General features: G+C 74.6%; 30 protein-coding genes. All 30 read right to left on the bottom strand.

The features are described 5' to 3' along the window. Positions 1-204 precede the first annotated feature (204 nt). Positions 205-1038 carry a hypothetical protein gene (locus AB0C36_RS36745; protein ID WP_358362875.1) on the bottom strand — a complete coding sequence of 278 codons (834 nt, stop codon included), beginning with the start codon at positions 1036-1038 and terminating at the stop codon, positions 205-207. Continuing rightward, the gene (locus tag AB0C36_RS36740; RefSeq protein WP_358362873.1) at positions 1035-1850 is read right to left on the bottom strand and encodes a DUF5131 family protein; all 816 of its coding nucleotides are present in this window, start codon (positions 1848-1850) and stop codon (positions 1035-1037) included. Before AB0C36_RS36740 ends, AB0C36_RS36745 begins: the two co-directional genes overlap by 4 nt. Beyond that, positions 1847-2389 carry a DUF1643 domain-containing protein gene (locus AB0C36_RS36735; protein ID WP_358362872.1) on the bottom strand — a complete coding sequence of 181 codons (543 nt, stop codon included), beginning with the start codon at positions 2387-2389 and terminating at the stop codon, positions 1847-1849. Before AB0C36_RS36735 ends, AB0C36_RS36740 begins: the two co-directional genes overlap by 4 nt. Continuing rightward, positions 2386-2799: a hypothetical protein gene (locus tag AB0C36_RS36730; RefSeq protein ID WP_358362870.1), complete on the bottom strand. Its 414-nt coding sequence runs from the start codon at positions 2797-2799 to the stop codon at positions 2386-2388. The genes AB0C36_RS36735 and AB0C36_RS36730 overlap by 4 nt, the downstream gene beginning before the upstream one ends. Beyond that, positions 2796-3728, bottom strand: a complete 933-nt coding sequence (locus tag AB0C36_RS36725) for a WhiB family transcriptional regulator (protein WP_358362868.1) — start codon at positions 3726-3728, stop codon at positions 2796-2798. The genes AB0C36_RS36730 and AB0C36_RS36725 overlap by 4 nt, the downstream gene beginning before the upstream one ends. After that, positions 3725-3946: a hypothetical protein gene (locus AB0C36_RS36720; protein ID WP_358362867.1), complete on the bottom strand. Its 222-nt coding sequence runs from the start codon at positions 3944-3946 to the stop codon at positions 3725-3727. Before AB0C36_RS36720 ends, AB0C36_RS36725 begins: the two co-directional genes overlap by 4 nt. 101 nt (positions 3947-4047) lie before the next feature. Next, entirely contained in the window at positions 4048-4371 is a 324-nt protein-coding gene (locus tag AB0C36_RS36715) for a hypothetical protein (protein ID WP_358362865.1), read from the bottom strand. Between the two features lie 106 nt (positions 4372-4477). Next, positions 4478-5029 carry a hypothetical protein gene (locus AB0C36_RS36710; protein WP_358362864.1) on the bottom strand — a complete coding sequence of 184 codons (552 nt, stop codon included), beginning with the start codon at positions 5027-5029 and terminating at the stop codon, positions 4478-4480. Positions 5030-5175: 146 nt separating this feature from the next. Beyond that, positions 5176-5487: an RRQRL motif-containing zinc-binding protein gene (locus AB0C36_RS36705; protein WP_358362862.1), complete on the bottom strand. Its 312-nt coding sequence runs from the start codon at positions 5485-5487 to the stop codon at positions 5176-5178. After that, complete coding sequence (locus AB0C36_RS36700) at positions 5484-5933, bottom strand: hypothetical protein (RefSeq protein ID WP_358362860.1); 450 nt, start codon at positions 5931-5933, stop codon at positions 5484-5486. The genes AB0C36_RS36705 and AB0C36_RS36700 overlap by 4 nt, the downstream gene beginning before the upstream one ends. Continuing rightward, a complete protein-coding gene (locus AB0C36_RS36695) occupies positions 5930-6337 on the bottom strand; it encodes a hypothetical protein (RefSeq protein ID WP_358362858.1) in 408 nt (135 codons plus the stop codon). Before AB0C36_RS36695 ends, AB0C36_RS36700 begins: the two co-directional genes overlap by 4 nt. Before the next feature lie 89 nt (positions 6338-6426). Next, on the bottom strand, positions 6427-6744 hold the full coding sequence (locus AB0C36_RS36690; protein WP_358362856.1) for a hypothetical protein: 318 nt from the start codon (positions 6742-6744) through the stop codon (positions 6427-6429). 52 nt (positions 6745-6796) lie between these two features. Further along, entirely contained in the window at positions 6797-7006 is a 210-nt protein-coding gene (locus AB0C36_RS36685; RefSeq protein ID WP_358362855.1) for a hypothetical protein, read from the bottom strand. Positions 7007-7083: 77 nt separating this feature from the next. Further along, positions 7084-7899 carry a Pycsar system effector family protein gene (locus AB0C36_RS36680; protein WP_358362854.1) on the bottom strand — a complete coding sequence of 272 codons (816 nt, stop codon included), beginning with the start codon at positions 7897-7899 and terminating at the stop codon, positions 7084-7086. Continuing rightward, positions 7896-8381, bottom strand: a complete 486-nt coding sequence (locus tag AB0C36_RS36675) for an ASCH domain-containing protein (RefSeq protein WP_358362853.1) — start codon at positions 8379-8381, stop codon at positions 7896-7898. Before AB0C36_RS36675 ends, AB0C36_RS36680 begins: the two co-directional genes overlap by 4 nt. Positions 8382-8395: 14 nt before the next feature. Further along, complete coding sequence (locus AB0C36_RS36670; RefSeq protein WP_358362852.1) at positions 8396-9118, bottom strand: GGDEF domain-containing protein; 723 nt, start codon at positions 9116-9118, stop codon at positions 8396-8398. 187 nt (positions 9119-9305) lie between these two features. Then, a complete protein-coding gene (locus tag AB0C36_RS36665) occupies positions 9306-9647 on the bottom strand; it encodes a hypothetical protein (RefSeq protein WP_358362850.1) in 342 nt (113 codons plus the stop codon). 66 nt (positions 9648-9713) lie between these two features. After that, entirely contained in the window at positions 9714-10577 is an 864-nt protein-coding gene (locus AB0C36_RS36660) for an AAA family ATPase (RefSeq protein ID WP_358362849.1), read from the bottom strand. Next, positions 10574-10825, bottom strand: a complete 252-nt coding sequence (locus AB0C36_RS36655; protein WP_358362847.1) for a hypothetical protein — start codon at positions 10823-10825, stop codon at positions 10574-10576. The genes AB0C36_RS36660 and AB0C36_RS36655 overlap by 4 nt, the downstream gene beginning before the upstream one ends. Before the next feature lie 229 nt (positions 10826-11054). Next, on the bottom strand, positions 11055-11570 hold the full coding sequence (locus AB0C36_RS36650; RefSeq protein WP_358362845.1) for a hypothetical protein: 516 nt from the start codon (positions 11568-11570) through the stop codon (positions 11055-11057). 180 nt (positions 11571-11750) lie between these two features. After that, positions 11751-12077 carry a hypothetical protein gene (locus AB0C36_RS36645; protein WP_358362844.1) on the bottom strand — a complete coding sequence of 109 codons (327 nt, stop codon included), beginning with the start codon at positions 12075-12077 and terminating at the stop codon, positions 11751-11753. 175 nt (positions 12078-12252) lie between these two features. Next, entirely contained in the window at positions 12253-13794 is a 1542-nt protein-coding gene (locus AB0C36_RS36640; RefSeq protein WP_358362842.1) for a transfer protein, read from the bottom strand. Further along, positions 13791-14774, bottom strand: a complete 984-nt coding sequence (locus tag AB0C36_RS36635; protein WP_358362840.1) for a hypothetical protein — start codon at positions 14772-14774, stop codon at positions 13791-13793. The genes AB0C36_RS36640 and AB0C36_RS36635 overlap by 4 nt, the downstream gene beginning before the upstream one ends. 97 nt (positions 14775-14871) lie before the next feature. Beyond that, the gene (locus AB0C36_RS36630; protein WP_358362838.1) at positions 14872-15297 is read right to left on the bottom strand and encodes a hypothetical protein; all 426 of its coding nucleotides are present in this window, start codon (positions 15295-15297) and stop codon (positions 14872-14874) included. A 4-nt stretch (positions 15298-15301) separates the two neighbouring features. Then, positions 15302-17779, bottom strand: a complete 2478-nt coding sequence (locus AB0C36_RS36625; protein WP_358362836.1) for a hypothetical protein — start codon at positions 17777-17779, stop codon at positions 15302-15304. Positions 17780-17904: 125 nt separating this feature from the next. Continuing rightward, complete coding sequence (locus tag AB0C36_RS36620; RefSeq protein WP_358362835.1) at positions 17905-18138, bottom strand: hypothetical protein; 234 nt, start codon at positions 18136-18138, stop codon at positions 17905-17907. Beyond that, positions 18135-18608, bottom strand: a complete 474-nt coding sequence (locus AB0C36_RS36615; RefSeq protein ID WP_358362833.1) for a hypothetical protein — start codon at positions 18606-18608, stop codon at positions 18135-18137. The genes AB0C36_RS36620 and AB0C36_RS36615 overlap by 4 nt, the downstream gene beginning before the upstream one ends. A gap of 178 nt (positions 18609-18786) precedes the next feature. Continuing rightward, the gene (locus AB0C36_RS36610) at positions 18787-20451 is read right to left on the bottom strand and encodes a DUF2637 domain-containing protein (protein ID WP_358362831.1); all 1665 of its coding nucleotides are present in this window, start codon (positions 20449-20451) and stop codon (positions 18787-18789) included. Between the two features lie 343 nt (positions 20452-20794). After that, the gene (locus tag AB0C36_RS36605) at positions 20795-21055 is read right to left on the bottom strand and encodes a hypothetical protein (protein WP_358362830.1); all 261 of its coding nucleotides are present in this window, start codon (positions 21053-21055) and stop codon (positions 20795-20797) included. A 313-nt stretch (positions 21056-21368) separates the two neighbouring features. Then, positions 21369-21623 carry a WhiB family transcriptional regulator gene (locus tag AB0C36_RS36600; RefSeq protein WP_358362828.1) on the bottom strand — a complete coding sequence of 85 codons (255 nt, stop codon included), beginning with the start codon at positions 21621-21623 and terminating at the stop codon, positions 21369-21371. Positions 21624-22051 lie beyond the last annotated feature (428 nt).

Below are 22051 nucleotides of genomic sequence, written 5' to 3'. Positions count from 1 at the left end.
GGAGCATCCAGCATGACATTACCCGCGACGGACTCCGCGAAGGCCATCCCACCGCAGGCGCGGACCTTCGGCAAGGCTTCGGAGCGGGCACCCACATCGGAATGCGGTTGTACGCGGACGACCGCGACGGACACCTCCACCTCCCAAAACGCAAGTAGGCCCCTGCCCGCCGGCGCGAACCGGCGGGCAGGGGCCTTGTCGTGGTCATGCGTATCGGTGCTCGCCCGCGGACAGGAGCGTCCCGCACGGGCACAGCGGCCCGCGTTCCAGGACGAGGTCCAGGTACACGGCGACGTCGCCGGGGTGGGCGGGGTCGGCGGGCAGGGGCAGCGGGAACTCGCGCTCGGCGCGGGCGGCCGTGCCGGCCCGGAGGAACTTGACGCCGTACCGCCAACCGCGGCCGGGGGTGAACACTGCGAGCCATTCGTCTTCGTCGGTCATCGCGTGCCAACTGCGGTGCGGTTCGGGGGTCTTGGGGGAGAGGTCGATCCGGAACCCGTGGTCGAACCTGTCGGCGATGGTCCAGTCGAAGGCATCGCTGAGGCTGTCGGCGACGGCGTCGATGTACGCGGCGGGCGGGTGGTGCCGCCAGGAGCCCCAGTCCGGCCATTCGGCGGTGGGGGGCTTGTCGTCGGCGGGGTCGGCCAGGCCGGGGAAGTCGCCGGCGTCGAGGGACAGGAGCCACGCCCCGGCGTGCTGGACGGCGGCGCGGGCCTGGGTGGCGGTGGCGAGGTGGGCGCCGGCCAGGAGGACGGCCTGGGCGAAGTTCCCGGCCGGTTGCGGGCTCGGGTCGGCGTGGCCAGGCCGGGTGAAGGTGACGCCGGTGTCGGTGGCGAGGTCGGCGGCGGTGATGCGGGCGACCGGGACGCCGTCGCGGGCGACGTGGACCACCGCGGCGGCGCGGCGGTCGAACCAGGTGCGGACTTCGGCGAGGACGTCGAGGATGCCGTCGCCGACCTGGATGCGCGGCAGGGGAGCGGCGCCGGCCGCGGCGTCCCTGTCGGTCGCGTACGGGGTGAGCAGGTAGGTGGTGGTCACGGGTTCCCCTCCGGGGTCGGCGTGGTCGTGGGGTGCAACGTGGGGGAGGCGGGCACGGTTGTGGGCATCTCGCCCCAGGTGCGGCCGTCCAACAGGCGTCCGGCAGCCTGGGGGTTCCTGCCGCCGATCTGCTTGAAGAAGAACGGCACGTGGGTGGATTCGCAGGTGTCGCGGATCTGCCGCACCCAGTCCAAGTCGACCGGCCGATGACGGGGGCCGGATTCGCCTCCGACGATGACCCAGCCGATGCCGTCCAGGTCCAGGTCGGGCAGCGGCCCGAGCAAAGGCTCCAGGGACAGGAACCGCACCGCGGCGCCCCGGACTTGCCGTAGATCGTCGACCCGGTGCAGTTGCTGCGCGGATTCCACCGACACCCCGGCCCAGACGTTGGCCGGCCACTCCAGCCGGTCGGCGAGGCGCCGCAGGCGGCGGGACCGCTTGGTCAGCAGCTGGTAGGTGTGTCTGGGGGTGTCGGCCATCACCGCGAACACCTGGCGGATGAACGCCTCCGGGACGCGGGCGTGGAACAGGTCGGACATGCTGTTGACGAACACCCGGCGCGGCTTCCGCCACTGGTACGGCACACCGAGCGCTTCGCGATGCAGGGTGACGCCGAAACCGGGGCCGGAGGTGCGCGGGTCGCCGTCGTTCTGATACTTCGCGGACCCCATCGCCTTCAGCCGCTTGGCCAGGGTGAGGGCATAGCAGTGATCGCAACCAGCCGTAATACGGTCGCAGCCCGTCACGGGGTTCCACGTCGCCCCGGGTGAGCCGTCGTCGCCGCGGGTCCACTCGATCGTCGTCGTGCTCATCGTGCGTCCCCTCTCGGCTCGCGTGGCGGTATCGGAATGGGCGCCAGGTCGGTTTTGAGGTAGAGCGGGTGGCGGGGCTGGCCGTCGTCGGTAGCGCCCAGCCGGTACGGCCGCACCCCGAGGCGTTCCAGGAGCGCCAGGACGTCGCGGCCGCGGTCGCCGCCGCGGGCCCCCCATGCGACGACGGTCAACGGGTCGGCCGCGCATTCGGCCAGGTACGCGTCGTTGTACGGGCCTATCGGGTCGGTGTGGCGGGCGAGTTCGGCCGGGTCGGTGGCGCGCAGCGCGTACAGGTTGCGCACCACCAGGCCGCCGTACCCCCACGCCTTCGCGTAGCCGGTGCAGCGGCGGATGGTGGGGTCGTCGGCGGCCGCGTCGGCGGTGGACGGGTTCAGCATCACCCATCCGACCACCGGGCCCGGCGCCCAGTGGCGGGTCAGCTCGTAGCGGTAGGTCCCGCACTGACTGAGCACCGCGGACCGGTGCACCTCCGGCCCGGCGGCAGGGGCCTGGCCGAACAGCGCCGTGGAGTCGGTCATGTCGCCGCCTTTCGGGTGGGCGGGTGGGGCCATGCGGTGAGCGCGTAGCAGGCGTCCAGGTCGTCGACCCTCAGGTGACCAGGCTTGCGCCACGGGCGCCGGCGGCGGGACAGATCGGCGAACTCCACGCGCATCGGGTGCGCCGCGCAGGCCGCAAGCACCGCGCGGATCCGGATCCGGCGGGGCATCTCGGCGCACGCGAAGAACGTGCCGTGCAGCTGCCAGACCTGCCCGCGGCGGGCGAGCAGCCAGGCGGAGCCGGAGCCGATCGTTTCGCAGGCGAGGCGGAACGCGGCGGCCTCGCCCAGCCGGTCGCGGCGCTGGTAGGTGGCGGCGAGGGCGCGGACGGCTTCGGCCGCGCCCTCGGGGCCGAGGACGGTGTCGATGCGCCAGGAACGCGCGGGCGTCATGCCAGCGCCCCTTCGGCGTTCATGGCCTCGATGTAGGCGGCGACGACCTCGCGGCGCACGATGCCCTGGCTGTTGCACTCGATGTTGTTGTCGGCGGCCCACGCGCGCACCCGCTTGGGGTCGACCTTGGGGCCGTCGGTGGTGCGCCGCGCGGCCGTGTCGGTCTTGGTGGCCCGCGTCGTGGGCGTGGTGGCCTTGCCCTGCTTGATGTCGCGGACCCTCGCCTTGGCCGCGGCGAGCTTGGCGGCCAGACGCTCCACCTCGTCTTCGGCGCGGGCGAGGGCCTGGTGACCGCTGACCAGCGCCACCAGGGTGCCGATGGCGGCCTCGGTCTTGTCGGCCTGCGCGGTCAGCTTGGCGTCGCCGGTGGCGCGGGCCGCCGCGATGACGTCGGCGACCGACGGCGGTTCGCTGCCGGCGGTGCCGTGCCGGTGCGCCACGCTCCGGTCGGCGGCCGGGGCCGGGTCGAGCTTCGGCTGGACGGGGACATCGACGACCGTCGTCGAGGTGGTGGTGGCGATGGTGGTGTCGGCCGCCGCGTCGGTGTCGTCCTGGCGGGCGAGTTCGGCAGCCACCGCGTCGGGGGTGCCGGGGGCGTAGGCGGCGGGGGAGGGCTTCAGGGCGGTGGTCATGGTCGTGACTTCTCTCAGGGTCAGGCCGGGGATCCGGGTGGTGATGCCGTGCTGCTCGCGCAGCTGCTTGCGTTGCGCGGTGGTGGTGGCGGCCCAGATGCCGGACTCGCCGGCGTCGACGGCCCAGGCCAGGCAGTCCGCGATGCGGGGGCAGGCGCGGCAGTACACGGCGGCGGCCGCCAGCGCGGCGTCGCTCTCGTAGTCGGGGGAGAACAGGTCCGGGTCGACGCCGGGCCGCAGACACGGCTCGGTGCCGTCCAGGCGCGGCCGGGGCGCCAGTGTCGCGGGCGCGGTCACGTCTCCGCCCCCGGGGTACCGGCCGCGTGTTCCTCGGCGGCCTGCGCGGCGGCCCGACTGGCGGCCTGGACAGCTTGGTACCGGGCGGCCATCCGATCGCCGAACCGGGCGATGAGGCCGCCGTTGCTGGTGTCGGCCTGAAGTCCGGCGATGGCGCGGGCGATCGGGTCGTCGTCGGCGTACGGCGGGGGCTGGGGCGGGCGGTCAACGTGCGTCATGCTGGTGCTTCCTGCTCTCTCAAGGTTGGGCCTTGCGGGCGGGTCCGGGGCGGCCGGCTGTCTTTGCGGGAGAGGCGGCCGCCCCGGGGCGGGACCTATGGTCAGACCAGGTCCAGGACCGTGACGGGCACGGCGCCGGGGATGTGTTCGGCGAGGGGCCGGTAGGTCCAGACGTGGTTGTCCTCCTCGGTGCCGGCAGTGAAGACGCCCCAGGCGTGCCGGATTTCGGGGAGCAGCGGACCCAGCCGCGCGGCCGCGGGGAGTTCGCCGTAGGTGCTCTTGTCCAAGGCGAGGAACGCCGCCAGGACCCGGCGCGGGCTGTGGTGCCCCAACGCCAGGAACCCGTGCGTGTGGTCGTCGTCGCCGGGCGCGGCCACGGCGATGCCGTGGTGGACGGCCTCCATATCGCGAACGGTGGGAATCACCCTTGCTCCTTTGTGGTGTCGGGCCGGGCTGTCCGGCCCTCGGCACCGCCCCACCGGTATGTGGGGCGGCATCGGCAACCGTCAGATCCGTCGGCAGAGCGCGGGTTCAGGTCGGGGTGTGCTTGTTCGCGACGCTGCAGGCCCCGCAGTACGGGGCGCCGTCCGGTCCGAATCGGCCGTGTTCCTGCTGGTCGTGGCCGCGCCCGCAGCGCGTCCGGCGCCGCGATCGTCCGTGGAGGGCCCGGAGTTGGGCGCGCAGCCGCTGACGGCCGGGGGTGTCGTCGACGTGGTCCGGTGACACGCAGTGCGGGTAGCCGCATTCGGCGCGGACCGGTCCGACCGGGTCGCGGCCGGTGCGCCTGCGGAACGCGATCGCGGCCGGGCTAATGCTCTTCCCGCCCAGCCGCATGACGGGTGAGCCGCTGGTGCTGCCGCGTTCGCCGAGCCATTCGAGGTGGCCGCCGTCGACCGGGCGCACCCGCGCGGCCCACTTCGATGCGGCGGTGTCGGGTTCCGGACGTGCCCAGTCGATGCCGGCGTCGCGTCGGATCCGGCGCACGGCGGCGCGGTCGACACCCAGCTGGGCGGCGATGCAGTCGGTGCTGTGGGTGGCCAGGAGAGCGCGGATGTCCGCGTCTCGCGGGTGGGTTCGGGGCATGGGGCGCCTCCGGGCGCGGTCAGGCCCGCTGCTTCAGGCGCGGGCCGAATCGTCACGGGGCCGGGCTGTCCGGTCCTCCGCACCGCCCCACCGCGTGGTGGGGCGGCACAGGGGGCCGCCAGGGGCGGCGGTTCGCTCAGCGCTGTTCAGTTGCCGGCGTCTTCGCACGGCAGGCAGCGGCCGTACCGGCGCGGGATGCAGAAAGGCAGCTCCACGAGGCATTGCGGGCAGGTCCGGCGAGCACGCATGGCGGCGTCCAGCGCGGCCTGCTTGGCCGCGGTCATCGGGCGCACAGGTGCGGCCAGGTGCAGCCAGTACAGGTACGCGACGCTGCGCCGGTACCTGATCTCACCCGCAGGCTCCTGGCCGTTCGGCCGCAACCCCTTGGCCCTGAGTTGGCGGCGGGTGGCCATGCCGTCAGGTGCGAGGCGGGGCCGGTAGATGCCGTAGCCGGTCACGGCTCGCCGTCCGAGGCCGCCGGGCCCGGGCGGGTGGCCGGGTCGGGGTCGTCGGCGAACGCGCCCCACGGCATCCAGGTCGTCAGCGTGTAGTCGCGCAGCACGTCGACCAGGAGCACGTCGCGGACACCGGGGGTGCCGTCCTCGCCGACGAGCCGGACCTCCACGCGGGCAGGCTCCTCCAGGCGCGCCCAGATCAGCAGGACGCGGGCGGGGGCGTCGATCTCCTCGTCCTCCGGGTCGGCGTCGTCGGGGAGCCGCCAGACCTGCCCCGGGCCGGCCAGCACGAGGGGGTCGCCGGCGTCGGCCTGCGCCCACACCCAGCGCAGCGCCGCGTCGGGGTCCAGCAGGTCGCGGTCGGTGTACTCGCGGGCCCGGTCCACCGCCCACAGTCCGGCGCGGTCCGCGCCGATCAATTCCTCGATGGTGCGGGCGGGGGCGGTCACCGGGCCGCCTCCGTCCCGGGGCAGCGCGCGTGGCTGGTCATGAACAGGTACTCGCTGGCGGTCTTGGTGCCCTGGGGGCGGTCCGCCTCCCAGTCGCAGCAGCGGCAGAACGCCAGCACGCCGCCGGGCACTTCGGCGTAGCCGAGGGCGCGCTTGCGGGCCGGGGGCTTGGCGACGCGTCCGGCGTCGACGTCGGCGCGCGGGATGACCAGCTCGTCGTCGGCGCGGCGGCGTCCGGTCGGGTGGGCGAACAGGTGCTCGTTCGTACGGCCGGTGATCCGCACGATCACGGGCTTGTCGCCGATGGGTGTGTACTCCAGGCGCGCGCCGTCGGTGACGCTCTTCCAGTCGAGGGCGCGGCGGGTGCGGCGGAATGCGGTGCGGTCCGGGTCGGGGGCCGTCATGCTGGTGATCTCCTGTTGCTCGTGAGTGGGTGTCAGGGGCCTGGGGCGGCCGACGATCTGGTGGGTCAGACGGCCGCCCCAGGGCGTGGTCAGGCGTGCGCGAGCCGCACCGCGTCGGCGGCGGGCTCGGTGGTGTCGCCGGTGGCCGTGTCGGCGGGCCGGTCGGGGCAGTGCCCGGACACGTCGACGGTCCAGGCGTGGCCCGCGAGGCAGCCGTACGCGAAGGTGCGGACGGTGGTCGTCGGGCCGGTGCGCGTCCAGTGACTGGTGCCGCCGGTGGCGGCGAGGCCGCACGGCTCGGTGTCCACAGCGGGGCCGGACTCGGGGCAGAACGCGCCGTCGAGCTGCCAGGGCTTCTGGTCGACCGGGGTCGTGCTCTCGCCGACGCCCAGGGTGTAGCTGGCCATGAGGTGTTCTCCGGTGGGGTGTTCCGGCCCGCGACGGTTGCGCGGGCGGCGGTCAGAGGGTGATCTCGTGGACCCGCTGCGCGCGCTGGTTTCCGAGCGTGCGCCGGTAGACCTCGATGCGGACGACCTGCGCGTTGCTGCCGTGGGCCCTCTTGAGCAGGCCCGCGGCGTGGGACTCGGCGGCGTCCGCGGCGACGGCGAAGAAGCGCTCGCCGCAGTGATGGCCGTCCTTGTCCTTGAGCTCGGCGTAGTACTCCGGCATCAGGGCGCGGGTCCCTTCGGGTTCGGTCGGAAGATTCGGGATGGCGGGGCGCCGTGCGTCCCGCACCGGGCGGGGCTTCAGGACGCGAGACAGGCCGCGGCGCAGGCCGGGACGACGAACGTCATCGCGATCAGCGCGGCCCGGATCAGCGCGTACTTGCGCACGGCGATGCCGTTCAGCACGGACAGCTCGGACGCGAGCCGGACGGGCTGGTCCGCGTCGGCGACGGCGTCGATGACGTCCCGCGCGGACGCCCCCGGCAGCAGGTCGCGCAGGCCCGCGGTGCGGGGCAGCAGCACCAGGCCCAGCAGCACCGCAGGCACCAGGAGCGCGGCGGCGACGACCACGGCGGCCGCGCCGCCGAGGGCGAGCATCGGCCCGGCCACGAACCCGAGGCCGGCCAGCAGCACACTCGCTTTCGCATCCGCCGCCCGGATGTTGCCCTCCGCCGACGCGATCCGGGCCCGCAGCCTGCCCGCGTCGGCAGCGTCGCGGTCGGCGGCCTGCCGCGCAGGGTCCGGCGCCGTCTCGCCGGGCCCCGCGGCCGCGGGGCGCAGGGACGCCTCGATCGCGGCGCGGGCCTGCCATCCTGCGGACTTCACGGCGTACACGTGACGGTCGTAGACGCTCGCGCGCTCCACGTACCCGGCGCGGACAAGGCGGTCCACCCAGCCGACCACGGTCCGCGAGACGATCGAAGGCCGTTCGGCCGCAGCCAGGTCGACCACGTCCTGGTAGCTCCACGAGGAGCCGCGCAGGTCCAGGACGTCGATCGCGGCGGCGACGGTACGCCAGTCCGCGTAGACGGCGGCCGCCAGGTCCGCGCGGGGCGCGGCCGGGCGGGCGGGCTCAGGCTCGTCGGTGCCGGGGGTGGTGAGGGTCGGGGCAGTCACAGTCGGCCCGTCCTTTCGGGGGAGGGGAACAGGTCTGACGCCAGGAGCGGTCCGAGCCGGTCTGCCGCGTGCGCCGGGAGGGCCCGGGCGACCCGGCGTCGCAGGCCGTCGTCGGGGATCCACAGGCCTTGCGCGCCGGGCGCGGGAACCGGCGCGGTGAGCGCGACGGTGCCGGCGAGTTGCCAGTGCCAGGCGCCGGGCTGCGCCCAGGTGCTGCACCGGCCCCCGCAATCGGGGTGGGCGTCGGTGATCCGGGTGACGGCGACGACCGCGCTGCTGGTCATGGCGGCGGCCACGTCGGCGGGGAGGTCGCGCAGCGCGTCGTGGTCGACGCGGGCCCCGGCGTGGACGAGGACCAGGCCGTCGCGGAAGTTCGTGCGACGGGTCCGGTTCTCCACGTCCTTGCCCAGGTGCGCGATGGCGTGGGCCCACGGCTGGTGGAGTGTCAGCGCCCGCACCGGCCGGCCCTCCGTGACGGACACGACGGAAGCCGCGATCACCGGGCGGCCGCCGCGGTGTTGGTGCGGAGAGCCGGGGCCAGGTGCGTGCCCGGGCGGCCGGGGCGGCGGCCGTTGACGGTGGGCGCGTCCGCGTCGGCCGCCGACCCCACGCACGGCCCGACCGACCAGTCGCTGCGGGCCCGCGCGGTCTTGGCGCGGTACATCGCCATGTCGGCGGCGCGCAGCAAAGCGGACCACGGTCGGCTCGGCAGGTCGGCGGTGTGCGCGGCGCCGACGGACGCGCGGACCGGCAGGGCGGTGTCGCGGTGGCGCACGGGCCGCATCAACCGGATCTGCAGGAGGTCCAGGTCGCATTCGACGTTCCCGCGGGGAACGTGGGCGACTGCGGCGAACTCGTCGCCGCCCAGCCGCGCCGCCATCCCGCCGTGCTCCGCGCTCCAGTCCCAAAGCCGCGCGGCGACCGCGGCCAGGACCTGGTCGCCCGCGGCGTGACCGAAATCGTCGTTGATCTCCTTGAAGCCGTCCAGGTCCACCAAGACCACCAGGACGTCGTCGGCGCGGCGCGCGAGCAGCTGCTCGCCGTGCCGGACAAGCACCTGGCGGCGCGGCAATCCAGTGAGTTCGTCGCGGGCGGCTTCCTCGAGGCGACGGCGTACGCGCCAGTTGTCGGCGACGGCGAGCGCAGCGAGCGGCACGGCGGCCGCGACGAGCCAGGCCGGGCGGGGATGTCCCCGCAGCAGTGGGGTTCGGGCGGTCATGGGGTCGTGTCTCCGATCTGGCCCCGCAGGTCGGGGCGTGAGAAAAGCGGCGCCCTCCCGGTCGGGAGTGGCGCCGCTTGCTGGGGTGGTCCGAAAGGGGGCGAGGCGCGGGCCGTGGCAGGCCACCGCACCGCCCCGACCGCGGCACGCCGAGTCGGGATGGCACGGAAGTCGGGCACAGCGCGGGTCAGTTGGTGCGGCGCACGGTGGTGGCCGCGCCGGGGAGGTCCCCGCAGGTGCAGGGGGACGGGACGCAGGAGTGGAGGTCCGCTGTCGGCGTGCAGGCGGGTGGGGCGAGGAGGTTGCCGATCTGCTGGCAGGCGTCCCGGGCGACGATGCCGACGGCCAGGCACACCACGCCCGCGCCGAACGCGGTTGCGCGCGGGGCATCGGCCCAGGCAGACGCGAGGACGATCGCACCGAGGAACGCGCCGAGGCGCACGGTGCGGCGGGCGGCGAACCAGAACCAGGCGGCCAGCCATGCGCGGGCGGCGGTCAGCTGTGGGGAGTTCAGGGCGAAGCGGTTCATGACGCGACTCCGAATCAGGTCTGCTGTCGATGAAGGGGCAGTGCCACAGGCACGGGCGGACGGGGTTCAGGGGAGGTCCCAGTCGTCCGGGGTGTCGCACGGGTCGCAGTGCAGGTCGTCCGGGAACTGGCGGCGGTAGACGGCCAGCAGGTCGGCGGCGTCGTCGACCGCGGCCCACACCACGCCGCCGCAGCGGTCACAGCGCTGGGCGTCGCAGCGGGCCTGCCAGTGCGGCGCGTACACCCCGGCGCCGTCCCACAGCCGCGCGACCAGGTGGCGGCCGCCGACCGCGAAGACGCCGGTGCCGTCACCGGTGTCCGGGTGCCAGGCGAACACCGCCGCCAGGTCGTCGCCGAACGCGGCGCGGACCTCGCTCAGCAGGTCCGGGTAGTCGCCGGCGGACCGGGCGAGGAGCATGCCGAGCAGGTCCACCTCGGCCGCGTCGTGCACCGCGTCGAACCCCTCGGCGTGCAGCTGCTCCGTGGTCGGGATCCCGGCGTGCTGGGCGGCGACGACCCGGCGCGGCACCTGCCGGTCCGGCAGCCGCAGCCGCTGCCGGTCCAGGCAGACCTCCAGCGGGGTGCGCACCACGATCGCCACGGCGGGCATGCAGTGCGCGTAGGCGCGGCCGACCAGCCGCGTGCGGACGGCTGATTCGGTGTTGGTGGCGTCGATCACCGTCGGCAAGCCGCGGGTGAGCCGCGCATCGAGGACCGCGGCGAACACCGCTACGGCGTCGGGGGTGGCGTCTTGGTCCCCGGCGTTGTCGCAGACCCGCTGGCGGCACGCGTCAAGCGACAGCCGCCAATGGGCCGGGAACGCGGTGGCCACTCTCGACTTCCCGGCTCCGGCCGTACCGACCAGCACGATCAGGGCGGGCAAGCCCAGGTCGATCCGCGCCTGTTTGGTGGACGTCTCGGTGTGGGTCATCGGGCACGGCTCGCAAGGTCGTCCCGGCCCGCGGCGGTGAGGGTGACGGGATCGGTCTGGCCGTTGCCGACGTCGACCAGGCCGAGGTCGACCAGCGGGCCGAAGGTGCGGTTGTTGACGGTGTAGAAGGTCCCGGCCAGGCGCCAGCGGGCGCACGGCTCGCGGTGGAACGCCACGCCGTGGCCGGTGTCGTGGTCGGCGATGGCGCGCAGCAGCTTCAGCGCGCTGGGGGACAGGTCGTGCGGCACAGGAGCCTCCTCAGGGATACCGGTCACCGCGGTTCGGGCGAACCGGAGGTGATCGCGGGGCGGTCCGGGTCGGGGTTGTGGACGGTGCTCTGGTGCGCGGCCAGCCCGGCGTTGCCGCCCTGGATCGGGGAGTGACAAGCCGGGCAGGTGTTGCACCAGTACTCGCCCCGCGGCAGGTCGGCCGGAGTCAGCGGATGTGGGTGGGCGCGGGAGGCATCCGTGCGGCGGGTCACCGCGGGATGCCCGTCGTGGTGACCGACCGGGCCAGACCCCGGTTGTGGGTGGTGACGTGCGTTTCGTGGTGCTCGTGGTGGACCGTCGTCGTGGAGCCGCCACTGCCCAGGCGGGCCAGCAGCAGCCCGAGCAGCGCGCCCAGGACGAGGCCGCCTCCGCCGGTCGCGGTGATCCCGGCGGCGGCCTGTCCCAATCCCCAGCCGAGCCCGGCGCCGGCCGCACCGAGACCGATGCCGCCCGCGGCGATGCGCTGCGCGATCGGGTCCGCAGCGGGCTGCGGGGCGAGGTCGCGGGGCTGGTAGGCCGGCAGGAGACGGGGATTGAAGAACTCCGGCGGCAACTCGTCCCGGGCGATGCGGACAGCCTGGCCTTCGCCCGGGATCCACACCATCGCCACCGCCGTATCGGCCGGGCGGTCGGCGGGCTGCTCGCCGGACAGGGCCACGGCGCCCTCGAGGACGCGCGGGGTGCGGGGGACCAGGGCCCCGGTGGTGGGGGTGTGCTCGGTCATGGCGGGTGGACCTCCGGTCCGCTCGTCGTGGGGTGTCTGGGGCAGACGGAAAGGCGCTGCCGCGTGTGTGCGGCAACGCCCATCGGTGTGGCCAGGCGGGGCGGCAAGGTGCGGTGCGGGTGTCCGGCCGCGTGAGCTGCGGCCGGACACACACCCGTCGTGCTCCTGGGCTTCGCGGGGTCAGGCGAAGATGCCGGTGACGGCGTTGATGCCGGCGCGGACGATGTTGTCCGCCAGGCTTGCGAGGGTGCCGCCGAACGAGGTGCCGGCGAGCATCACCCCGGCGGCCAGGGCGAACAGCACGAGCAGCACGGTGCCGCGCCGGTACGCCAGGCCCAGGACAGCGAAGGCGGCGACGACCTTGGTGGTGACGGTGACCGCGCCGCCGGTCGTAGCAGCCGGGGCCGTGTCGTCGGCCGCGTACGCCGCCGCGGGCAGCAGGGCGAGCACCAGCGTGGTGGACACGACAACGGCGGTGCGCCGCAGGTGGGTTCGGGTGCGGGACATCGGTGATCACTCCAGGGATCTGGTGGTGGTCGGGGCAGGGTCGTGCGCCCGTGGTCCGGCCGCTCCCGGAGTGGGGGAGCGGCCGGACCATGGGGGCAGGAATCCGCGAGTGTTGAGTGCGCGCGTCGGCCGCCGTCCTGTGCGGGCGGCGGCCGAGGCGCAGGGCGGGTGGTGGTCAGCGGGGGGTGGGGGCCGTTTCGGTTCGCTCGTAGCTGCGGCTGTCGGCCTCGGTGGGGCGGATCTTGCCGGTCTGCTTCAGACCGGTCAGCGCGTTGGCGACGCCGCCGGGGGAGACCGGCTGCCCGCCGTCCTCGGCGAGCGCGGCGACGAGTTCCTCCTTGGTCTTCGGGCCGGAGGCGAGGGCGTCGAGGATGCGGGAGCTGATGGTCGGCGCGGTGTGCGCCGGACGCGCCGGGAACGGCCCGGGGAACTGGGTGGAGAACGCGGGCGGTTCCTGCCCCGGGGCCACGGCCGTGGCCGGCGGGCGGACGAGGGTCGCGGTGCCGCCCGCCCCGGCCCCGGCGGGCGTGGTCAGGTGGGTCGGCTGGTCGTCGTGCCGGTTGAGGTAGGCAGGTCCGGCCGCGGCGTGGGACGCGGCTTCGAGCGGTCGGGGGTCGCCGGGCCCGTACAGGGCGGTGATCTCCGGGTCCAGGCCGTCGACGGGGGCCAGGCTGCCGACGCGGGACCAGCGCATGACCGAGCCGGGCCGGTCGGAGGAGAGCAGGTACGCGGTGCCCGCGGTGGACGCGCCTTTACGCAGTTCGCCGCCGTGGTCGAACCGGGACGCGAGGGTGGGCGCCCCGGAGTATTTCGGGATGGGGGCGAGCCGCATCCCCATGGGCAGCAGCCCGTCGGAGACGAGCTGCTGCATGATCCCCGAGCTCCAGCGCAGCAGGACGACCTCGCCCTCTTTGAGCATGGCGCGCAGCACGTCGGATCCGCCGAGGTCTTCCAGGTGCCCGGCCTGCGCGGCGATGCGCACGCCGACGCCGACCGAGCGTCCGGTGCGGCCCAGTTCGCGGATGAAGTACGTCGCGCCTTCGCGGTAGGGGCTGCCCTTCTCCAAGAGCCGGTTGGCTTCGTCGAGGGTGACCGACAACAAAGGGTCGGGCCGGTCGATGATGAAGTGCGACCTGCCGAGTTCGGCGTAGCGGGCCATGCGGTCCTTGGCGACCTCGTACGCGGCGAGCAGCATGTCCATCGCGCCCTCGGAGCTGGTGACGCGCCAGTCGACCTGGCCTTTGGCCTCGGGGCAGGACTGGCCCATCTTCAGGTCGGCGAGCCAGGAGGTGATCCGGCTGCGCTTCTCGGCGGCGAGGACGAGCTGGACGGCGCGGGACTTCCCGCCGCCGGTGGTCCCGAAGATCGCCGACCGCTGGGCGCCGGACCCGGGTTCGTACAGGCGGAACGGGGCGGGCATGCCGTCGTGGTACGCGCCGACGCAGATGTAGCCGTCCTTGTTCATCACCAGGTCCTCGCCGCGCGCGGCGGGCAGGTCGGCCAGCGGCGGCCGCCGGTAGACGGTGACCAGGGCGCGGTTGAGGCCGTCGGTCTCCACGACCAGGCAGGCGGAGTCCTGGACGCCGAGGGCGGAGCGCAGGTTGCGCAGGCGCTCGGGGGTCAGGTCGACCACGCCGCCCTGCGGGACGGCGACTTCGATCTCGATGAAGTCGCAGTCCGCGGCCGGTGTGGACGGCGGCAGGAGTACGGCTCTCACGGCTGTTCGGTCCCCTCGGTGTCGTCAGGCCGGTCGGTGCCGGCGCGGTCGGTGCCGTCGGGATTCGTGGGCTGCTTGGTCAGGACGGCGGTGACCGCCGCCAGCGCCTCGTCGGTCGGCGCGGTCAGCGCGTCGCCGTGGGCGAAGGGGCGGTCCGTGCCGGGGGAGGCGCCGGCGGGTTCGCGGGGGCCGGCGTGGTCGTGGACCAGGGCGCCGCGGCGGATGTCGACGATCTGCGAGCCGGGCATCGCGGTGGGGGCGACGCGGGCGGCCCAGTAGGTGTCCAGGTCGCTCATGTCGGCGGCCGCGGGGGTGCCGACGATCAGCCGCTTGTAGCGGGAGCCGCGGTCGCGGATCTCCTCGATGCGGATGCGGTCGACGGGGATGTCCGTCAGGGCGGACAGCCGCGCGGGCGGGATGTCGGGGACGGGTTGCCCGGCGGGGGCGACGATGACCGCGCCGAAGGTGTCGGCGGCGTCGACGCGGGCGTTCTCCAGGCGGGTGCCGGGGGCGGCGCCGCCGTCGCAGCCGACGGCTTCGGCCCACCACCGGGTCAGCCGCTCCTCGGGGGTGCGGGCATCCTCCACGGTGCCGAGGGCGCGGCCGTCGGCCATCTCGCGCAGGTACCGCACGGCGAGCTGGGAGGGCCGCCAGTACCAGGTCGCGCCCAGCCACACCGCGGCGCCACCGAGGGTGGCCAGGGCCTGGTCCAGGGTGGTGCCGGGGACCACCGCGACGGTGACCGCGCCTGCGGCGAGGAGCGCGGGCGCGGTCAGGTAGAGCACGGCCACCTCGGGGCCGACCTCGGGCCGCCACGGCCGGACCGAGATCGCGAGGCCGGCGGTGGCCAGCCCCGCTGTGGTGGCGGCGGTGGCGAACGCGGCGGGGGTGGACGTCAGGGAGGCGGCCAGCGCGACGGCGCCGGCCGCTGTGCCCAGGCGGCCCGCCGCGCTGCGGACGGCGTTCATCGTGCTGCTCACGGATCCGTTCTCCTCTCCGGAACCCGCCCTGACACGCAGCACCGCCGCCCGGCGGGAAGTGCCGGGCGGCGGTGCTCGTGCGGGTGTGGGGTGGTGGTCAGTGGTTGGCGTAGAAGGTGCGGTCGGCCATCGGTACGGGCATGGCCTGCGCGGCTTCGACGACACGGCCGTAGTCGGCCTGGTGGGCTTCGGCGGCGCGGTGGAACAGCGTCGACAGGTCGGCGGCCGCGTCGGCGAGGCTGCGGGCGTGCTCGCGGCTCTGCCGCATGAGGACGGCGGCCTCGTGGTGCTCGCCCACGGTGTCGCTGTCCACGTTCAGGGACGCGGCGATCTCGGCGAGCCGGTCGACGCTGGCGGCGACCTCGCCGACGTCCTCGCCGACCTTGTTGGCGTAGTCGGAGAGGCGGCCGACGGCGGTGCTGGCGATGCGCAGCCGCTCGATCAAGAGGGCGTAGCTGCCGGCGTCGGCGGCGGAGTGGGTGGTCGCGGCGGCGGCCTGGGCGACGGGTACGAGGTCGGACACGGGTCTACTCCTGGTGGTAGGCGGCTTCGGCGGGCGCGGTGTGGCCCGCGTCGGCGACGGCGCGGGCGAACGGCTGGTGGCGGTCGGAGGCGTTGGTGCCGGCGCTGCCGATCGCCTCGGCGGCGCGCGGCAGCGACGCGACCAGGTCGTCGGCGTGGCCGCGGACGGTCTGGCAGGCGTCGATCAGCGTCGCGATCGACCCGGCCAGCGATCCGGGCACCTGGAGTTCGGCGATGGTCGCCTGGAGTCCTTCCAGGGACGTGACCAGGTCTTCGGCCATCGACGCGGCGAAGCGGGCGCCCTCGGCGCGGCCGGTGATCTCGCCTTGCGCGTCGCCGTCCGCGCCGATCAGGTCCTCGATCGTCAGGTCGCTCCCGGACCCCGTGGCGGCGGCACCGGGCACGGCGGGGGAGGCGGTTCTGGGAGGCACGTCGGTGGGTCCTTCCGGGTAGGCGGAGACACCCCTGCGCGGGGGTGCCGGGGATGCGGAGGATGAGACGGCCGCCGCAGCAGCGGCGGGTGCGGGCGCGGTGGGCGGGTCCTCCTGTTCGGCGGTCCAGGTCGTCGGCCACATGCCGGGCGGCGGCGTCATCGCCTCGTCCTCGAACACCGGCCCCGTCCACGGCGCCTTCGTTCCGGGAGCGGCCTCGGAGTGGTCGGCTCCGTGGGTCGGCGTGACGGGCTTCGGAGCGCTGAGCTTGTCACCGTCGCCGGTGGAGCCTCCTGTGGAGACGCGGCGGGCAACCCAGGAACGGAACCCGCCGCGTGACGGGCGACGGTGCCGGCCGGTCCCGTCCCGGCCGGACCGCGGCGTGCGCGCTTCCGGGTCCGCAGCAGGCTCGGGGCCCTTCGACGACCCCTTGGGAGCGTTCTTCCACACGGCACCCGTGCCGGTGTCCTTGCTGGTGTCCTTCGGCGAGCCCTTGGGATGCCAGCGCCGTTCGGCGCGGTGCCGGGGCAGGCGTTCACGCCGGGCCTTCGAACGCGCCGCGCGGACCAGACACCGAGCAGAGCGCGCCCAGCGCCTGGCCGACCGGGCGGACCGCTTCGCCGACCGCGCAGCCCGGCGCGCGGCCCGGTCCGGCGCCTCGGTTTCCGCCGAGCCGTCCTTGGCGGACTCGGACGACTTGGCGGCCTCATCGGCTGCGCGGGCCTTCGCGGCTTTCTTCGCGGTCTTCTTGGCCTCGGCGCGGGCGGCCTTCTTCCGGGCTGCTTTCTTCGCGGTCTTCGACCCAGAGGCGCCGGTCCCACCCGAGGTGCGTTTGCCACCAGAACCGCCGCCCGACGTGCCACCGGACTTGCCGCTGGACTTGGGCCCCGACTTGGACCCGGACTTGGACCCGGGCTTGGACCCGGGCTTGGACCCGTCGCCGGTTCCACGGGCGCTGCCTGCGCGCTTGGCGGCAGCGGACTTGGTCCCGCCCCGGCCGGGCCCGGAAGCCCCCGCGGTGCCCTTGCCGCTGCTGCTCTTTCCCGCAGCGGGCTTCGGCGCGGCCTTGGAACCTCCCTTGGAGCCGGAGCCGCCGGAGGTGCCCGCCGACTTGGGACCGTTCTTCCCCGACGCACCGGCGGCTTTGGCGTTCTTCGCCTCGGCGTGTTTCTGCGCGGCGTTCGCGCCCAGCCACCGGGCGGCGTTGCCCGCCAGGCCCGACGAGGCGCGCTGCCCGCCCGCACCCTTGCCGGTCGGCCCCGCGCCGCGGCCGCCCGAGCCCGGGCCGCCCTTGCCGGTGCGGCCCGCCCCCGAACCCGACGCCCCCGACGAACCGGACGCCTTGCGGGGCCCGCCGGCCGGCGGCGACGCGGCAGACCTGCGGCCCGCCCCGGCCACCCCGCCTGCGGACCGGCCACCGCCCGACGCGGCACCCCGGGCGCCCCCCAGGCCACCGGACTGGCCGCCACGCGGGGGCCGGGCGGCGGTGTTCGCGGCGCGAGCGGACCGGACGTGCTGCAGCGCCGCCCGGGCCGCCCGCCGCGCGGCGCCGCCGTCCCTGACCTTCTTCCCGTCACCGTCCTTGTCCGCGTTCTCCTTCGCGTTCTTCGCTTCCTCGCGGTGGTGCTCGGCGCGGGCCCGCATCCAGTCCGCGGCGTTGTACGCGATCCGCAGCCCCGCGGCCGCGCCCGCCGCCCAGTACAGCGGCGCCGTGCGGCGGTTGAACTCGGCACCGTGCACCGCCGCCTGGTCGCCGTCCGGGTCGGCGACGACCGGGCCGGGGACGGCGTCGGCGAACAACAGGTGCAGCGGCGGGCCGAAGTCGTCGTCGGCCAGTTCGGGGAACGCCGGCGGCTCGCTGTCCACGTCGGTGCGGCCGGGCACCTCGAGGACCGTCACCGGGGTCTCCGGAACGATCGGCGGACGCAATCCGCCGGTGCGCGGGAACGGCAAAACCGTGCCCGCGACACCCGCCTCCGCTGCGTCCGCGGGGCTGGTGTCAGGGCCGTCGCCCGGGCCGGAACCGGTCGTCGGGGGCTCGTCGCGAGCCATGATCGCCTCCTCTCGGGAGTTGACACAGAGTGATTAGGTGCGGGAGCCTCACGCGCGCGCGTCGTGCGCGCGGCTTGGGACCCCGCCAGCCGTAGGGCGGCGGGGTGATGGTGATGAGGAATCCGTCACGCATCGTGAGCACGGCACCAGTCGTGCAGCGTCTTGGCGAGCGAGTACCAGACCATGTCGTCGCCGGTCTGCCGCTCCAACGCGGTGGCGATCGCGCGGGCCTGGTCCATCACCACCGCGGCCATCGCGCGGTTGTTGTCGGCCTGCTGCAACCGGTCGTTCCAGAACTTCGCGCGGCCGCTCACCTTGCGCTTCGGCGTGATCGCTCCGGGCGCCTTAGGGGCGATCATTTGGCGTTCCGGAACAGGTCGAACGCGGGCGGCTCGGCGGTGACGTCGACCACCTCGGCAGGCTCGACAAGCGCCGAATTGGCGGCGTCGCGGATGTCCGCAGACGTGCGTGCGGTCAGCTCCGCACGGCGGGCGATCTGCAGCTCCTTCGCACGGCGGGCCTGCGGCAGCTCCACGTACAGCCGCCGGTAGACAGCCTCCAGGCGCCGCGCAGCGGTGATGGTGGACTGCGCGTTGCGCTCCATCACATGCAGCTGACGGGCCACCCGCCAGGCGTGCATCCGGCCCTGGACGGCGTTGTCACCCGGGATCGGCGTCGCCAAAAGCTCGGCGAACACGTCCAGCCGCAGCTCCCGAAACGCCCGGCGGCGGCGCTGGAACACCATCTCCACCTGGCTGCTGTAAGCGTGCACGCCCTCCGGCGTCAGCAGCGCCTCGGCGGTCCACTGAGGACTCGTTCGGTCAGTCACGACCCTGTCTCCTTCGATCTGGAACGGTGTGCCGCAGGGCCGTTGACACTGGTCACGACCGGATCTGCGGTGCTGTACTGGGCGTTGCTGGGACTGCTTCCGGCAGTCGCAGCGAAGGCCAGCCCAGGTCGAATGGGCTGGCCTTCACTGGTGGTGCCGGACACAAGGCCCGCCGCGGTCAGGCGGCGGGCCGGTAGCCGGCCGCGAGGAGCGCGGCGGCTTCGTTGCGGTACTCCGACGCGGTGGAGTACGCGACGCCGAACGCTTCGGTGATCGCGTCCAGCGGCAGCCGCTCGCTGTCCCCGCCGGCGTGGACGAGGACCATGCGGGCGACCTTACGGGCGGCACGCTCGCGCGGGCTCAGCCGTGCGGCGTCCTCCATTTCGACCGCGGCCGCCTCGATTTCGGCGGCACGCCGCCGCGTTTCGGCAACGGCCTCATCCGCTTCGGCCGCGTCCTTCCGCGACTGCGCGGCCGCCGCGTCGGCAGCCGCTTCGCGGGCCCGCTCGTCGGCGGCGCGACGGTCGGCTTCGGCGGCACGGCGCCGCGTTTCGGCGGCGGCCTCCTCCATTTCGGCAGTGGCCTTGTCCGCTTCGGCAGCGCGCCTGCGGGCTTCGGCCATGGCCGCGGTCTCGATCGCCCTCGCCTCCAACTCGGCGATCGACGCCGCCGCTTCGGCGGCGCGCTGCTCATCGTCGGCGAGGCGCTGCTGCTCGACCGCGGCGCGGTTCGCCTCCGCTTCCCGGGCGCGTTCCTCGGCTTCCTCCCGCTCCGCCTTGGCGGTGCGGGCGCGGGCCTCGGCGACCGTCGCGGTCTCCAGCGCCGCCTCTTCCAACTGCGCGGCGCGCTCGGCGGCGGTGACGTCGGCGCGGGCCTGCGCGCGGGCCCGCTCCGCCTCGGCGCCGGCCTGGGCCTGGGCGACCTCCAACTGGGCCTGGGCGCGGATGCGTTCGGCTTCGGCGCGGCGTTCGGCGAGCTGGCGGCGGGTCTCCGCCTCCAACTGCCGCCGCGTTGCTTCCTCGCGGCGTTCCTCGGCGGCGCGCTCCTGCTCGGCGGGCATCGCCAGGGCCTCCGCGACGGTGTAGCCGTAGGGCGCCATCGTCATCGGCAGCATCTCGTCCTCGGACGCCAGCTTCAGGTCGCCGCCGTGCTTGCGCTTGAGCCACAACTCATAGGCGATGAGCTCCTGACCTCGGCGGATCATCTCCGGGTAGGAGGTGATGCCGTACAGCCGCATCCGCCGGTACAGGCGCGGTGTCGCCCAAGGGGAGAGGATCCAGCGGTGCAGCGGGATGCGATCGGTGTGCGTGCCAGCCTCGATCTGCGCCTGCTGGATGACCAGGCGCCGCCCGGCCTCGACACCGATCACGAACAGGATCGGCATGACGCCGTGCGCCGCGGCCTGGACGGGGTCGGCGCCGATCGCGCCCTGCGAACTGGCGTTGAACCACACCGTGGCGCCGGTCATCGCGTGCGCCGCCAGCCGCAGCACCGGCCAGCCGGTGTCCTTGCGGATCAGGTACAGGTCCAGCGCCAGGAACGCGATGATCGACGCGTCGATCCCGACCGGGAACCACATCGCCAGCTCCGGGCTGAACCCCCACGACAGCGCCGTCTCCGCCAGGGTGCTGTACGACATCGCGAAGCCGATCACGCCGACCAGCAGGCCGCCGACCATCGCGGTGGCCCACAGCATCGCCGACAGCAGCGGGCCGCCCTCGGACGCCTCCGAAACGGTCGACGGCGCATCCGAAACCGGCGGGACCGCGTCCGAAACGGGGTCCGGCGGACCCGAAACGGGGGAGGAGCGGGCCGCCTGGGGCGGCAGTTCGGTGATCGTCACTGGAACCTCCGGTGAGGGTCGTCGGGGCTGCGCCCGAAACAAAAGAGGGTGCGCCCGAAACGCGGGCGGCTGCTCCCGAAACGGCCGCCGGTGCGTCCGAAACAGGGGTGCGAGGAACCTCCGGCCGCGGTCGCGCGGCGACCGTCGACGACCTGGGCGGCACGACCGCCGCGGGCTACGCGCAAGGGCGGGAGGGCTGCGTCCGAAACGCAAGGAGGCCGCTCCCGAAATCACGGGGCGGGGCTCCAGAGGAGTGCAGCTGCCCGGCTCCCCTCACGTCGCCCGGCCCGCGCCGCACAGCAGCGGCCGGGACGGGCGACGAAAGGCAACAGGCAGACGTTGTTCACGCGGCGTGGGTCAGGTCGTCCTGGTCGAGGGCGGGCATGGTGGCCAGGATCGGGACGGCCACCGGGTTCCCGCGCCGGGTGTGCAGGGCGGCCGCCATGACCTGGCGGGCGTGGATGACCAGGTACGGGTCCACGTCCAGCAGGTCGCGGGTGCGGGCGGACGGCTCCCCGGGGGTGCCGAGGAGAAGTTCGACGGGGATGTCGAGCAGGGCGTTGAGGCGCTGGGCCATCTCCTGCGCGGCGTCGGTGTTGAGCACGGCGGGTTTCCCTTCGCGGTGTTGGTGCGGCGGTTACTGGGTGGGCGGGTCGGTGACGGCCGCCTTGGGCCGTGCGGGCCTGGGGGCCGCGAGCCGTCCGGCCGCGTGGAGTAGGTGGCCACCGGCTCAGCGGCCGGAGCCGGTGCGGGCCGCCCGGAGCGCGGCACGGACCGCGCGGCGCAGCGGCCGCGGCGCCCGGGCCCGCGATCGGGCCGGGGTGATGCGGGCCACGGGGCGGCGGGCGCCGGCCTCCAGCAAGTCGTCGGTGTTCGCCCGCCCGCGGCGGCGAACCCGGGTGCGGCGCGCGGCCATGTCAGCGGGTCGCGCGGGCGCGGTTGCGGGCGGCACGGCGCTTCAGCGCGCGCCGCTCCTCCTCGCTCATCCCGCCCCAGACCCCGGCGTCCTGCCCGGACTCCAGGGCCCACTGCAGGCACGCCTCCATCTCGGGGCAGCGACGGCACACGGCCTTCGCCTCCTCGATCTGCAGCAGCGCCGGACCGGTGTTACCCAACGGGAAGAACAGCTCAGGGTCCTCGTCCTTACAGGCGGCACGGTGACGCCAGTCCATGTCATCTCTCCTTGTGTGCAAGGCAGTTGGGGAAGCAGGGGCGCCCGCCCGGCGGGTGCCGGGCGGGCGCGGATCGTGCATGGATGTGGGTCAGCGGGTGCGTGCCTGCTGCTGGGTCTCGGCGAGGCGCCGCGCGGCTTCCGCCGCCCTGTCCAGCGCCTCGCGGGCGCGCTGCCGTGCCTCGGCCAGGTCCGTCGCGGCGCTCACGACGCCCCGGCCTTCCTACGCGCCGCGTCCTCCCTGACCCGGCGCAGCGCCTCGTCCGCCTGGCGGCGGGCGGCGGGGTCCGGCTCGGACGACGCAGCCAGTACGATGTTCTTCAAGTCGCCTTCTCCTTGAGGTAGTTGCGGCTCACCACGGCCTCGGGGCGGAATCCCGGGGCCGTACCGCTTTCCTTGGCCTGCCGTTCGAACAGACCACGGCCGCGC

This window comes from Streptodolium elevatio, assembly GCF_040649515.1.
In the GTDB taxonomy this organism is placed as follows: domain Bacteria; phylum Actinomycetota; class Actinomycetes; order Streptomycetales; family Streptomycetaceae; genus Yinghuangia; species Yinghuangia elevatio.
This window is presented reverse-complemented; position numbering and strand designations above follow the sequence as displayed.

Excerpts from the sequence above, each read along its gene's own strand:
- AB0C36_RS36740 (WP_358362873.1), bottom strand. The coding sequence starts at position 1,850 with ATGAGCACGACGACGATCGAGTGGACCCGCGGCGACGACGGCTCACCC.
- AB0C36_RS36735 (WP_358362872.1), bottom strand. The coding sequence starts at position 2,389 with ATGACCGACTCCACGGCGCTGTTCGGCCAGGCCCCTGCCGCCGGGCCG.
- AB0C36_RS36730 (WP_358362870.1), bottom strand. The coding sequence starts at position 2,799 with ATGACGCCCGCGCGTTCCTGGCGCATCGACACCGTCCTCGGCCCCGAG.
- AB0C36_RS36720 (WP_358362867.1), bottom strand. The coding sequence starts at position 3,946 with ATGACGCACGTTGACCGCCCGCCCCAGCCCCCGCCGTACGCCGACGAC.
- AB0C36_RS36710 (WP_358362864.1), bottom strand. The coding sequence starts at position 5,029 with ATGCCCCGAACCCACCCGCGAGACGCGGACATCCGCGCTCTCCTGGCC.
- AB0C36_RS36695 (WP_358362858.1), bottom strand. The coding sequence starts at position 6,337 with ATGACGGCCCCCGACCCGGACCGCACCGCATTCCGCCGCACCCGCCGC.
- AB0C36_RS36690 (WP_358362856.1), bottom strand. The coding sequence starts at position 6,744 with ATGGCCAGCTACACCCTGGGCGTCGGCGAGAGCACGACCCCGGTCGAC.
- AB0C36_RS36685 (WP_358362855.1), bottom strand. The coding sequence starts at position 7,006 with ATGCCGGAGTACTACGCCGAGCTCAAGGACAAGGACGGCCATCACTGC.
- AB0C36_RS36670 (WP_358362852.1), bottom strand. The coding sequence starts at position 9,118 with ATGACCGCCCGAACCCCACTGCTGCGGGGACATCCCCGCCCGGCCTGG.
- AB0C36_RS36665 (WP_358362850.1), bottom strand. The coding sequence starts at position 9,647 with ATGAACCGCTTCGCCCTGAACTCCCCACAGCTGACCGCCGCCCGCGCA.
- AB0C36_RS36660 (WP_358362849.1), bottom strand. The coding sequence starts at position 10,577 with ATGACCCACACCGAGACGTCCACCAAACAGGCGCGGATCGACCTGGGC.
- AB0C36_RS36650 (WP_358362845.1), bottom strand. The coding sequence starts at position 11,570 with ATGACCGAGCACACCCCCACCACCGGGGCCCTGGTCCCCCGCACCCCG.
- AB0C36_RS36645 (WP_358362844.1), bottom strand. The coding sequence starts at position 12,077 with ATGTCCCGCACCCGAACCCACCTGCGGCGCACCGCCGTTGTCGTGTCC.
- AB0C36_RS36625 (WP_358362836.1), bottom strand. The coding sequence starts at position 17,779 with ATGGCTCGCGACGAGCCCCCGACGACCGGTTCCGGCCCGGGCGACGGC.
- AB0C36_RS36620 (WP_358362835.1), bottom strand. The coding sequence starts at position 18,138 with ATGATCGCCCCTAAGGCGCCCGGAGCGATCACGCCGAAGCGCAAGGTG.
- AB0C36_RS36600 (WP_358362828.1), bottom strand. The coding sequence starts at position 21,623 with ATGGACTGGCGTCACCGTGCCGCCTGTAAGGACGAGGACCCTGAGCTG.